Annotated in this window: 14 protein-coding genes and 1 tRNA gene; 11 read left to right on the top strand and 4 right to left on the bottom strand. The window is 64.5% G+C overall.

Annotation, left to right across the window (positions count from 1 at the left end; translation table 11 throughout):
• The first annotated feature begins 430 nt into the window (after nt 1-430).
• Genes QA609_RS14620 through QA609_RS14610 form a run of 3 tightly spaced genes read left to right on the top strand, consistent with a single transcriptional unit; the run spans nt 431 to nt 3545 of the window.
• The gene (locus QA609_RS14620) at nt 431-1663 is read left to right on the top strand and encodes a CBS domain-containing protein (protein WP_278303351.1); all 1233 of its coding nucleotides are present in this window, start codon (nt 431-433) and stop codon (nt 1661-1663) included.
• 59 nt (nt 1664-1722) lie between these two features.
• Nucleotides 1723-2748, top strand: a complete 1026-nt coding sequence (locus QA609_RS14615; RefSeq protein ID WP_278303350.1) for an ABC transporter ATP-binding protein — start codon at nt 1723-1725, stop codon at nt 2746-2748.
• Nucleotides 2748-3545: an ABC transporter permease gene (locus QA609_RS14610; RefSeq protein WP_278303349.1), complete on the top strand. Its 798-nt coding sequence runs from the start codon at nt 2748-2750 to the stop codon at nt 3543-3545. The genes QA609_RS14615 and QA609_RS14610 overlap by 1 nt, the downstream gene beginning before the upstream one ends.
• Nucleotides 3546-3554: 9 nt before the next feature.
• Here the strand turns inward: QA609_RS14610 and QA609_RS14605 are convergent, their stop codons facing one another.
• Nucleotides 3555-4571 (bottom strand): NADP-dependent oxidoreductase, encoded by a 1017-nt coding sequence (locus tag QA609_RS14605; protein ID WP_278303348.1) that lies wholly within the window; start codon nt 4569-4571, stop codon nt 3555-3557.
• Nucleotides 4572-4687: 116 nt separating this feature from the next.
• Here QA609_RS14605 and QA609_RS14600 point away from each other — a divergent pair, with 116 nt between their 5' ends.
• The 6 genes from QA609_RS14600 to QA609_RS14575 all read left to right on the top strand — a co-directional run bounded on the left by QA609_RS14600 (nt 4688) and on the right by QA609_RS14575 (nt 10135).
• Nucleotides 4688-5386, top strand: coding sequence for a carbonic anhydrase (locus QA609_RS14600; protein ID WP_278303347.1), 699 nt, complete (start codon nt 4688-4690; stop codon nt 5384-5386).
• Between the two features lie 38 nt (nt 5387-5424).
• Complete coding sequence (locus tag QA609_RS14595; protein WP_278303346.1) at nt 5425-5643, top strand: hypothetical protein; 219 nt, start codon at nt 5425-5427, stop codon at nt 5641-5643.
• Nucleotides 5644-5757: 114 nt separating this feature from the next.
• Complete coding sequence (locus tag QA609_RS14590) at nt 5758-5952, top strand: cold-shock protein (protein WP_004267330.1); 195 nt, start codon at nt 5758-5760, stop codon at nt 5950-5952.
• Nucleotides 5953-6057: 105 nt separating this feature from the next.
• The gene (locus QA609_RS14585; RefSeq protein WP_278303345.1) at nt 6058-6423 is read left to right on the top strand and encodes a cupin domain-containing protein; all 366 of its coding nucleotides are present in this window, start codon (nt 6058-6060) and stop codon (nt 6421-6423) included.
• Between the two features lie 48 nt (nt 6424-6471).
• Nucleotides 6472-7989, top strand: coding sequence for an NAD(P)H-dependent oxidoreductase (locus QA609_RS14580; protein WP_278303344.1), 1518 nt, complete (start codon nt 6472-6474; stop codon nt 7987-7989).
• Between the two features lie 79 nt (nt 7990-8068).
• On the top strand, nt 8069-10135 hold the full coding sequence (locus tag QA609_RS14575) for a DEAD/DEAH box helicase (protein WP_278303343.1): 2067 nt from the start codon (nt 8069-8071) through the stop codon (nt 10133-10135).
• Nucleotides 10136-10192: 57 nt separating this feature from the next.
• On the opposite strand, the gene QA609_RS14570 is transcribed toward QA609_RS14575, so the two are convergent.
• Nucleotides 10193-10450 (bottom strand): pro-sigmaK processing inhibitor BofA family protein, encoded by a 258-nt coding sequence (locus QA609_RS14570; RefSeq protein ID WP_278303342.1) that lies wholly within the window; start codon nt 10448-10450, stop codon nt 10193-10195.
• Between the two features lie 83 nt (nt 10451-10533).
• Between QA609_RS14570 and QA609_RS14565 the strand changes: the two genes are divergently transcribed.
• Nucleotides 10534-10606 (top strand) — tRNA-Pro (locus QA609_RS14565).
• Between the two features lie 326 nt (nt 10607-10932).
• On the opposite strand, the gene QA609_RS14560 is transcribed toward QA609_RS14565, so the two are convergent.
• A complete protein-coding gene (locus QA609_RS14560) occupies nt 10933-11091 on the bottom strand; it encodes a hypothetical protein (RefSeq protein ID WP_278303341.1) in 159 nt (52 codons plus the stop codon).
• A gap of 322 nt (nt 11092-11413) precedes the next feature.
• Here QA609_RS14560 and QA609_RS14555 point away from each other — a divergent pair, with 322 nt between their 5' ends.
• The gene (locus QA609_RS14555; protein ID WP_005554594.1) at nt 11414-11608 is read left to right on the top strand and encodes a cold shock domain-containing protein; all 195 of its coding nucleotides are present in this window, start codon (nt 11414-11416) and stop codon (nt 11606-11608) included.
• A 136-nt stretch (nt 11609-11744) separates the two neighbouring features.
• Here QA609_RS14555 and QA609_RS14550 read toward each other — a convergent pair whose 3' ends face one another.
• On the bottom strand, nt 11745-11996 hold the full coding sequence (locus QA609_RS14550) for a hypothetical protein (protein WP_278303340.1): 252 nt from the start codon (nt 11994-11996) through the stop codon (nt 11745-11747).
• Between the last annotated feature and the right edge of the window lie 41 nt (nt 11997-12037).

The raw sequence follows: 12037 nt of genomic DNA, 5'->3' as shown, positions 1-12037 counted from the left end.
TACGATCCACACCGAGGTTCCATATAAGTCTATGGTACACTCGAGCAATATAGTTGAATGGATATAATCAACCTAATATCAATATGGCCAATTCATGTCAGTGGATAACAGCCGGCTAGAGGACAGTATCGGGTATTTCGGTCGCTCTCAGCGGGTCCCTTTCGGAGTGGAAGAGAGAGTGATGAAACGGTTACCGTCGGTAAGCACTCGTCGGTGACCGCTTTCTGTCGTTGGATACGTTCGGCCAGCGATCACGTTTCGTTCATCAATGACCGTTATCAATCCGAGTAGGAGTTTTGTATAAGGTGTATTATTATCCGACCGAGGACGTCGGGCGGCGCGAAGCTCCAGCCACGCTCGAGTCGCTCGGAACTCGTCGCCTCACCAGGACGGCGGCGTGTTTAAGGATCTGCCGCCGGAATTACGCCGTATGATGAAGAGTTTTCGGATCGGGTCCCTGTTCGGGATCCCGATCAAGCTCGATCTGACGTTCTTGCTGGTGCTCCCGCTGTTTGCGTACCTCATCGGCGCTCAGATCGAACCCGTCGCCGACATTCTCAACGAGTTCCTCGGCGCGGGTATCGACGTCAGCTACGTGACCGGGGGCCTACTGCCGTGGGTACTCGGTTTCGCCGCCGCGGTCGGACTGTTCGTCGGCGTCGTGCTCCACGAACTCGGCCACTCGCTGACGGCTCAGCGATACGGCTTTCCGATCGACTCGATCACCCTCTGGCTGTTCGGCGGAATCGCTGCACTCTCGGAGATGCCCGAGGATTGGCGACAGGAGTTCAATATCGCCATCGCCGGGCCGATCGTCTCCGTGCTCGTCGGCGTCGCCTCCTACGTACTCTTCTTTCTCACGCCCGAGACGTTTGGCGGCGCGCGGTTCGTCCTCGGCTACCTCGCCGTGCTCAACGTCGCGCTCGCGATCTTCAACATGATCCCCGCGTTCCCGATGGACGGCGGACGGATCCTTCGGGCGCTGCTCGCTCGTGGGCGACCCTACCCTCGAGCGACCCAGCAGGCCGCGAGCATCGGGAAGCTGTTCGCGATCGCGATGGGACTGTTCGGGCTGTTCGCGTTCAACATCATCCTCATCGGCGTCGCCTTCTTCGTCTACATCGCCGCCTCGAGCGAGGCCCAGCAGGTGACGATGAAAGCCGCGTTCCAGGACGTCACGGTTCGAGATATCATGACGACCGCGGGCGACCTCCACACCGTCGAGCCGGACGCGTCGGTCGCGGAGCTGATCCAGCGGATGTTCACCGAGCGACACACCGGCTACCCGGTCGTCGAGACCGACGGGTTCGGCGGTGAGCGGCTCGTGGGGCTGGTGACGCTGTCGGACGCCCGCGACATCAAACCGGTCGAGCGCGACGCGTACACGGTCTCGGAGGTGATGACGACCGACCTGAAGACGATCGATCCCGATTCGGACGCGATGACGGCTATCGAACGGATGCGGGAACACGGTATCGGGCGGCTCCTCGTCGTCGACGGCCGGGACGAGTGGGGTTCCGAGGGCGCGTTCGGCGACCCGGCCCCGCGGACCGACGGCGATCTGGTCGGCCTGATCTCGCGATCCGACGTGATGACGGCCTTCGATATCGTCCAGAAAAGCGGCAGCGTCAACCCGTCGAGCCAGCCTCGAGCGGGCGACTGAACGCCGCCCAGGTACCGGATTCAACATTCTTAACCGCGGGCGTGGCCGAGGTGTCAGCGATGCCACCGGCCATCGAGACGACGGACCTCGTGAAGGAGTACGGCGACTTGCGCGCGCTGCAGGAGCTTTCGCTCACCGTCGAGGAAGGCGAGTTCTTCGGGCTGCTCGGTCCCAACGGGGCCGGGAAGACGACGTTCATCAACACGCTGGTCGGACTCGTCCGCAAGACGGGCGGCGACGCCCGCGTTTTCGGCCACGACGTCGAGGACGACTACCGGCAGGCCCGGGACGCGATCGGGCTCGCCCCCCAGGAGTTCAACGTCGACCGCTTCTTCCCCATCCGCGAGGTCCTGATGCACAAGGCCGGCTACCACGGGATTCCCGAGGAGGAAGCCGGGGAGCGGGCCGACGAGGTGCTCAAGCGGGTCGGGATCTACGACAAGCGAAACGAGCGCTTCGACTGGCTCTCCGGAGGGATGAAGCGCCGACTGCTGCTCGCGCGGGCGCTCGTCACCGAGCCCGATCTCCTGATCCTCGACGAGCCGACCGCGGGCGTCGACGTCCAGCTGCGCCACGATCTCTGGGAGCTGGTGACCGAGCTCAACGAGGAAGGAACGACGGTCCTGCTGACGACCCACTACATCGAGGAAGCCGAACGCCTCTGTGACCGCGTGGCGATCATGAACGAGGGCCGGAAGGTGACCGTCGCGACGCCGGACGATCTCAAGACGCGAGGGACGGACACGATCTCGGTTCGCCTCGAGGACGCACCCTCGGTCACCCCCTCTGTCGGCGGTTACGCCCACGAGACGACCCTCGAGGGCGACCGGTTCGAGGTCCGCGTCGACGACGGCGGCTCGACCGCGCCACAGCTGTTGAACGACCTCGAGGCGGCGGGCCACGAGATCGCCGACCTCGAAATCACCCGCACGTCGCTCGAGGAGATCTTCGTCGACCTGACGAGACAGGACGACCGAACGACGACCCGATCCGATGCGCCGACGAACGAGGAGGCGTCGGGTAACGAGACAGCGGGCGACGAGGGGAAGGAGACGCCGGCACGTGAACAGGAGGGGATCGCCTGATGCTCTCGGTCGGCTTCCGGGCGCTCTTCCAGCGCGAGCTACTCCGGTTCATCCGCCGTCCCAAGAACACGTTCATGCCGCCGGCGATCACGAACGTCCTCTACTTCGCCGTCTTCGGGATCATCCTCGGCGGTCGGATCGACGAACCCGTCGCGGGGATCGGCTACATCCTGTTTCTCGTTCCCGGACTCGTCGTCCTCGGGACGATCTCGAACGCCTTCGAGAACGCCTCGTTCTCGATCTTCCACGGTCGCTGGAACGAGTACATCCACGAAACCCTGACCTCGCCGCTTTCCTACGTCGAGATGGTCGTCGCCTACGTCGGCGCCAGCGCGGTCCGGGGGCTGATCGTCGGCGTCATCATCGCCGTCATCGGCCGGCTGTTCGTCCCGATATCGATCGAGAACGGTCTGTTTCTGGTGGCCACCATGGTCGTGATCGCCGCCCTGTTCGCCGGCTTCGGAATCATCGGCGGGCTCGTGGCCCGGGACTTCGACGACCTCACCGTGATGAACCAGTTCATCCTGCGGCCGTTGGTCTTCTTCGGCGCCGTCTTCTACTCGCTGACGATGCTGCCGTCGACCTGGCAGACCGTCTCCCTGCTGAACCCGATGGTCTACATGGTCGACAGCGTCCGGTACGGACTGCTGGGCTACTCCGACATGCTCGAGATCGCGCCGGCAGCCTACGCCGAGTTCGCACCGTACGCTTCGCTGGGCGTGCTCACGCTGCTCACAATTGGCGTCGTCGCGGTCGACGTCTACCTGTTCAAGATCGGCTACGGACTGACCGACTGACCCTCGAGTTCAGTCGCTCCGGTCGCCGACTTTCACCAGCTGTTTACCGATGTTCTCGCCCTCGAACAGCCCCATGAAGGCGTCGGGCACGTTTTCGAACCCCTCGACGACGTCCTCGCGGTAGCGAAGCTCGTCGTCGGCGATGAACCCCGACAGCCGCTCGAGCGCCTCGCCCCAGCGGTTCTCGTAGTCGTAGACGAGAAGTCCCTCTACGCGGGCGCGAGACTCGATAAGTTTGCCGAGCTTGCGGGGTCCGGTCGGGATCTCCGTCGCGTTGTACAGCGCGATCTGGCCGCAGACGGCGACCCGCGAGCGAACGTTCAACAGCGGCCAGACGGCGTCGGTGATCGGCCCGCCGACGTTGTCGAAGTAGACGTCGACGCCGTCGGGACAGGCCTCGGCCACCGCGCCGGGCAGATCGTCGGTCGTCTCGTAGTTGATCGCGGCGTCGAACCCGAGCTCGTCGGTGAGCCACGCCGTCTTCTCGTCGCTGCCGGCCGTTCCGACCACTCGAGCGCCACTCAGCTGGGCGAGCTGTCCGACGACCGAGCCGACCGCGCCGGCCGCGGCCGAGACGACGACCGTGTCGCCCGGTTTCGGCTCGGCGACGTCGGTCGTTCCGAAGTACGCCGTCACGCCGGGCATCCCGAGGACGCCAAGCGCGGTCGAGATCGGCCCGTGGTCGGGGTCGACCTGGCGCAGATCGCTTCCGTCCGCGACGGCGTGTTCGGCCCACAGCAGTTCGCCCGCGACGATATCGCCCGACTCGAGCCCGTCGTAGTTCGATTCGATAACTTCGCCAACGACCCCCGCTTGCATGGGGTCGCCGACGTCCCACGGCTCCGCGTAGGACTCGGCGTCGCGCATCCGCCCGCGCATGTACGGATCGACCGACTGGTAGAGAGTTCGAACGAGTACCTCGCCCGATTCGGGCGCGGGTCGAGCAACGGTGACGAGCTCGAAGTTCTCGCGGGTCGGTTCGCCGGACGGACGACTCGCCAGCCGCCACTGCCTGGTTTCTGCCATGCGCCTCCAAGGTCCCGGGGGGAAGTCAGTATTCGGCTCCCGGAACCCGATTCGGACGGTGTGCGAATTCGACCGGAAGAGCAACCGTTTTGGGCGCGGTCGGTGCGTGTCATCGTATGAGCGCGGACGACGTACTGGCGGAGCTGCTCGCCGGTAACGCGAACCACGTCGAGGAACTGTCCGACGACTACTTCGAGGACGTCCAGACGAGCCAACACCCGGACGTCGTCTCGGTGTGCTGTTCGGACTCGCGGGTGCCACAGGAGCGGATGTGGAGCGTCGATCACCCGGGAGCCGTCTTCACCCCGAGCAACATCGGCAACCAGGTGTGGGACGACGATGAGGGCGAACGGATCGTGGACGGGGGTATGCTGTACCCCATTCACCACGCCGGGACCGAGGCGGCAGCGGTCGTCGGTCACACCGGCTGTGGCGCCGTCACGGCCGCCTACCAGGTCGCCACCGGCGGCGGCCGGCCCGGTCCGCGCGGGGTCGACAAGTGGGTCGACCTGCTCGTCCCGGTCGTCGAGGAGGGCCTCGAGAGCGACCTCGTCGACGACGAGGCTGACGACGAACGGGTGGTCAACCAGCTCGTCGAGTACAACGTCGACTACCAGGCGCAGTTCCTTCGGGAGTCCGCGGACGTTCCGGACGACGTCGCCGTCTACGGCTTCGTCTACGACTTCCAGGGCGTCTACGGCGACGAGTACGGCCGCGCGTACCTGGTCAACTACGACGGCGAGACCCACCCCGAGGAGATCGCGAAACGGATCCCGGAGGAGTACGAGGAAGCGACTCGGAGTCTACTGTACTGATCGGTATCGTTTTCTCGCTCTCCCCGAAACAGATTGGTATGCGGACACTGCTCGAGTCGGACATCGGCTTCTACTACGCGATCGGCGCGTTCACCACCCTCGTGTTCGTCGTCGGCCTCGCCGTTCTCGCCGCACTCAATCCGGGCGGCGTCGGTGCGCGGGAACTGATTGGACTCGTCGTCGGCTTCGGCCTGTTCATGCTCGTCTACTTCGTCTCGATTACGGTCCACCGACTCGAGGGCGGCGACAGCCTGTGACCGAGTAGCATATTCTATCGGTAATACCGACACCACATGTCCCGAGCTGCCGGAATTCGACGTCTAGTCGGAGTCAAAGGGTTTATGTCTTCCGCGCACCTTTGCTCAAAAGCAATGGCGAAAGGAACCGTTGATTTCTTCAACGACACTGGCGGCTACGGATTCATCGAGACTGAGGACGCGGACGACGACGTGTTCTTCCACATGGAAGACATCGGCGGCCCGGACCTGGAAGAAGGTCAGGAGCTCGAGTTCGAAATCGAGCAGGCCCCCAAGGGCCCGCGCGCGACGAACGTCGAGCGCCTGTAAGGCGGAATTCGTAACGGTATCGGCTCTTGACTGCAGTATTTTCACATCTTTTAGCGACAGTGCCGTAGATACAACGTTTAGTGAGCTCGATCCCCATCGAACAGTATGGCCGAGCCACTGATCCGTAGCGGCGACGATATCGAGTACGAATCGGTCGACGCCGCCGACGGCCTCGAGAGGGGCGTCCTGATCGACGAGAGCCACGGCGCGCCGAACTTCGCGATTCGCCGGTTCACCCTCGAGGCCGGCGCCGAGGTTCCCGAACACACGAACGAGGTCGAACACGAGCAGTACGTCCTCGAGGGCAAGTACGTCGTCGGTATCGGGGACGAAGAACACGAAGTCGAGGCGGGCGACTCCCTGCTGATCCCCGCCGGAACCGTCCACTGGTACCGCAACGAGGGCGACGAGCCCGGGGCGTTCCTCTGTGCGGTCCCCAACGGCGACGACGAGATCGAACTGCTCGAGTGAGCGACCGGCCGGTTATATACTTCCGACGGCCGAACCGGCCGAACAGTCGTGAACGTCCTCCTCGTACTGGGTCATCCCCGAACGGATAGCTTCTGTGGCGCACTGGCCGACGCCTACTGCGGGGGCGCTCGCGAGGCCGACGTCGACGTGCGCGAACTCGCCGTCGCGGACCTCGAGTTCGATCCCGACGTCCACGCCGAGTGTCCGAGCGATCAGCCCCTCGAGCCCGATCTTCGGGAAGCCGAGCAGGACCTCGAGTGGGCCGACCACCTCGTCTTCGTCTACCCGAACTGGTGGGGGACGATGCCCGCCCGGCTCAAGGGGTTCTTCGACCGGCTCTTTCGACCCGGCTTCGCCTTCTCGTTCTACGAGGACGGCGAGGGTGCGGGCAAGGAGGAGCTGCTCGACGACAAGACCGCCGAGCTGATCGTCACGATGGACGTCCCCCCGCGGATCTACCGCTGGCTGCTCCGCCAGCCCGGCAACCACGCCCTCAAGCGCGCGACGCTCGGCTACGCGGGCGTTCGGACGACCCGGGTCACCAACCTGGGACCGATCGAGGACTCCGACCTCGAGGAGCGCGAGACGTGGCTCGAGGACGTACGGGAACTGGGTCGAAGCCTCGAGACGGGGCCGGAGTCGCGGCTGGGGCGGACGAAGCGCGCGGCGACGAGCTGGCTGAAAGCGCTGCGCCTGCAGTTCTACCCGATGGCCTGGATCGCCTACACGATCGGCGCGCTGGCGGCGGTCGGCTCGGGCGCTCTCACGACGGGCGCGTACTGGCTCGGGCTCGGATTTCTGTTCTTCCTCGAGGCCGCGACGGTGTTGAGCAACGAGTACGCCGACTACGAAACCGATCGGCGGAACACCTTCGCCGGGCCGTTCACCGGGGGCTCCCGTGTGCTGGTCGACGACGAGCTGTCGTTCGGGCAGCTCCGGGCCGGGATCGCCGCCTTCCTGGCGGCGACGGCTGCGTTCGGCGGGGCCACGCTTCTTACGGGAGCGGGATCGACGGCGGCAACTGCGGGGACGATGGGAGCCCTCGCGGTGCTGGCGCTCGGGTACACGCTTTCGCCGCTGCGACTCGCCTACCGCACGCTGGGCGAACTGGACGTCGCCGTCACCCACAGCGTCGGCGTCCTGGTACTCGGGTTCGTCGTCCTCGGCGGTGCGTGGCACGATCCGCTGCCGTGGCTATTGGGGCTGCCCTTCCTGCTGTCGGTGCTGCCCTCGATCACCCTCGCGGGTGTGCCCGACGTCGCTGCCGACCGTCTCGTGGGCAAACGAACGATCGCGGCCCGGTTCGGCGTCGACGGCGCTGCGGCTGTCGCCGCGACGACGGCCGTCCTCGCCGCCCTGACGGGCGCGCTCTGGCAGTTCCTGGAGCTGGTTCCCGGCTACGGCCCCGCGATCTACCTCGGACTCGTCCACGCAGCCGCGGTCGTCTGGCTGCTTCGGAGCCGACTCGAGCCCGACGCGGGCGCCCAGCGCATCGACCTCTTGATGATAGCCTCGCTGAGCTACATCACCTGGTTCGGCGTCGTTCCGCTGGTCGGGCTGCTGTGACGCTCGAGCGAGGGTTCGATTACACCGAGGCGAGGACGAGTCCGAACCGCTCAAGTACGCCAGCCGACTACACTATCGCGTGTCGCAGCAGGTCCAGGACGTCGAAACGATCTTTTGTCACGAGACGGGCGGCGACTACCTCGTCGTCGTCCAGCGGGACGGCAAGCGGCTGTTCCGGGCGAAGCTCGGACTCTCCGAAACCTCCGCGGGTCCTCGGCCCGCGAAGTTCCGGCTGAAGGACGGCTCGAGCGAGGAGCCCCGCCAGCCCGACGAGTTCGTCGAGCTCGCCCGCCGAGCGAAGCGGATCCGTATCTCCGAGCAGACTCCCTCCGAGAAACGTCGCGAGCTCACCGAGATGTTCGCCGGCTACCAGCTCGAGGACAAGGTCAAGGCCGTCCGGACCTGCCGCTACTGCGCCTCCGCGGGGCGGTACTCGCCGGTGACGACCGACACCGCGGTCAAAGACGACAACGACTGGATCTGTCGGGACTGCGCCCGCCAGGAGCTCGAGCGTCAGCTCTCCTTTTCGGGCGGTGGCGCGGTCACCGGCGCCGCGAAGGAACGACTCGAGGAACTGATGCTCGAAGTGCAGGACCTCCAGCGGATCGTCAACCTGCTACAGGGGCAGCTCGACCCCGACCTCACCCAGTTCGACACCATCTCGGCGACGACCGACGAGGTCGACCCCGTCCGGACCGACTCGCTGAACCTCCATCCCGGTCTACAGGGACTGCTCGAGGACCGCTTCGAGACCCTGCTCCCGGTCCAGAGCCTCTCCGTCGAGAACGGCCTTTTCGACGGACAGGACCAGCTCGTCGTCTCCGCGACCGCGACCGGGAAGACCCTCGTCGGCGAGATGGCCGGGCTCAACCGCGTCCTAAACGGGAAGGGGAAGATGCTCTTTCTCGTCCCCCTCGTCGCGCTCGCGAACCAGAAACACGAGGACTTCGAGGACGAGTACGGCCACCTCGTCGACGTCTCCCTCCGGGTGGGTGCGAGTCGGGTTACGGACAACGGCAACCAGTTCGACCCCAACGCCGACGTCATCGTCGGCACCTACGAGGGGATCGACCACGCGCTGCGGACGGGCAAGAACCTCGGCGACATCGGTACCGTCGTCATCGACGAGGTCCACACCCTCAAGGAGGAAGAGCGGGGCCACCGACTCGACGGGCTGATCTCGCGGCTCAAACACACCACCGAGCAGCGCGCAGCCCGACGGGACGACTACGGGGGCGCCCAGTGGATCTACCTCTCGGCGACCGTCGGCAACACCGAACAGCTCGCCGAGGTCCTCGAGTCGACGCTGATCGAGTTCGAGGAGCGCCCCGTCCCGATCGAGCGCCACGTCACCTTCGCCGACGGCCAGGAGAAGGTTCGCATCGAGAACAAACTCGTCAAACGGGAGTTCGACACCGAGTCCTCGAAGGGGTATCGCGGGCAGACGATCATCTTCACCAACTCCCGTAGGCGGTGTCACGAGATCTCCCGCAAGCTCGAGTACTCCGCGGCGCCGTACCACGCCGGGCTCGACTACGGGCGCCGCAAACAGGTCGAGCGCCAGTTCGGCGAGCAGGATCTCTCCGCCGTGGTAACGACGGCTGCCCTTGCGGCAGGTGTCGACTTCCCTGCCTCACAGGTGATCTTCGACTCGCTGGCGATGGGAATCGAGTGGCTCTCCGTCCAGGAGTTCCACCAGATGCTCGGCCGCGCGGGTCGTCCGGACTACCACGACGAGGGGAAGGTGTACGTGCTAGTCGAGCCCGACTGCTCGTACCACGGCTCGATGGAGATGACGGAGGACGAGGTCGCGTTCAAGCTCCTCAAAGGGGAGATGGAGTCGGTGATGACCCACTACGACGAGGACGCCGCCGTCGAGGAGACCCTGGCGAACATCGTGGTCGGCGGCAAGGCCGCCAAAGGCCTCAACAACCGGATGCTCGGCGAGGTACCGACCAAACACGCCATCGGAAAGCTCCTCGAGTACGGCTTCATCGACGGCTTCGAACCGACGCCGCTCGGACAGGTCGTCACCCAGCACTTCCTCTCGCCCGGCGAGGCGTTCGCGCTGGTCGACGGGATTCGGAAGGAGGCCCACCCCTACGACCTGATCGCCGATATCGAGCTTCGGGACGACGATCTGTAGGCGCTCGACGGGAGTGGTGAGAACGAGGACGATGGACGAAGCGAACTGATTCTCGAGTCAGGGGACGAAGGCGACACCGAACAGCGAGAGCAACAGTACCAGGAGTGATCCCGGGAGCCCGCCGATGGCGACGATCAGGAGCGCGATCGGCGTGATCGCGACCGAGACGCCGAAGACCGCCTGAGCCAGAAACAGTACGAGTAGACCGACGACCGCGTTGACGATAAACGGACGGACGGTCTGAATGATCGTCGTCGCGCTAAGGACGGCAACGAGGACGAGTACCAGTAGGAGAATCTCGAGTCCTGTGACCATACTCGAGCGTAGCGAGCGAAGCGGGGAAAGCCGTTCGATCCGGAACGAAACCCTTTAAACGATCCACCCGGAAAGAGTGATACGGGATCGTGGGTTAGCTTGGTATACTTCGGGCCTTGGGTGCCCGTGACCCCGGTTCAAATCCGGGCGATCCCATACTTCGGCTGCAAACGAACTCGTGAGCAGCAGTGATTGGAAAATCGGGGTTCTGAACTAAAGAACGGCGAGCACCGCGAGCCGTTCGCGTGGTTCAAATTCGGCCGATCCCGTTCGTTCTATCCCGAGCGACGAACTCGCGCCGAGTCGCCGGATCTGTGGTAAGACGAGGTTCTGCGCGAAGCGCAGGTTCTCAGGCGTAGTTCAAACCCGGTCGATCCCAACGCTGACAACCACCAGAAACTCCGCGAGACCGATTCGCTTCGACGGACGCATCCTCGAGAAGCGGGCGAGCGAAGCGATCGATCGCCAGTAGCCCAATCACATCACTCCTCGACGCCGAGTTCCTCGGCCTCCCACTCGGACGCGAGCCGGCTGGCCAGCTCGCGTGGCCTGTGTTCGTAGACCAGATGATGCTCGAGGGAACCTCCCTGTGAAATCGTTTCGTTGCACACCGGACAGAAGACCGACGACCTGGTTGGCATGCGGGAGATACGTCGTGAGAGAGCAAAAAGGCGCGCTTCGGCCCGCAGAGTGTCGAGCAGTGTCGCGAGCGTGAGAGAGCGGTCGATCTCCGGTCGGCTCGATACGGTACCGGCGACGTCGGAGTCTCGGCGTCCGAAACCGTAACTTCGACGAGCGCTTCGGCCAGAGCCGACAGATCGGGCAGCGTCTCCGGCCAGAATCGACGACCTCCGCACAAGTATCTCGATCTCCGTGCGTTCGGTGTACACTTGTTCCCTATAACAGCTTTCAGAAGTACGAAAGCCAAGCCTTAACCGTGTGCCGGGATACTGAATAATCGTAATGGCAAACGGTACGGTTGACTTCTTCAACGACACAGGCGGTTACGGTTTCATCGAGACTGAGGATGCTGACGAGGACGTGTTCTTCCACATGGAAGACGTCGGCGGCGAGGACCTGACTGAGGGAACCGAGATCGAGTTCGACATCGAACAGGCCCCCAAGGGTCCGCGCGCGACGAACGTCGTTCGCGAGTAACTAACCCGGTATCCGGTCGCCGTTCGGCGACCGAACCGATTTCTACACCGATCGAACGGCAGTCGTTCGATCGACGTACTTTACCCGAGTAGTGACGACGGTAGGACGACCCGCTGGCGAGCTCGAAGCCGGTCGCTTACAGGGTGTGTCTGTACCCACACTCCGGGCAGTAGACGACGCCGGATTTTACGAGCGTGTAGCTCCGGCTACAGCGGGTGCACGGACAGCCGACCGAGAGTCCGGTCTCCCGGGCCAGCGCTGCGATCGTCCGCTCGAGCTGGCTCTGTCGGTCCTCGACCGCCTCGAGACGTTTCGTAGTCTCCTCGAGACGGTTGATTACCGCCCGTTGATGGGTAGCTTCCGAACGCGATGCCGGTCGAGGGGTCATACGGTCGGTACGCTCCCAGCGAACAAAAGCACATCTACGGC

The sequence above is a fragment of the Natronococcus sp. A-GB7 genome, assembly GCF_029688865.1.
GTDB lineage: Archaea > Halobacteriota > Halobacteria > Halobacteriales > Natrialbaceae > Natronococcus.
The sequence above is the reverse complement of the archived record's forward strand: the minus strand, read 5'-3'. Positions and strand labels throughout refer to the sequence as shown.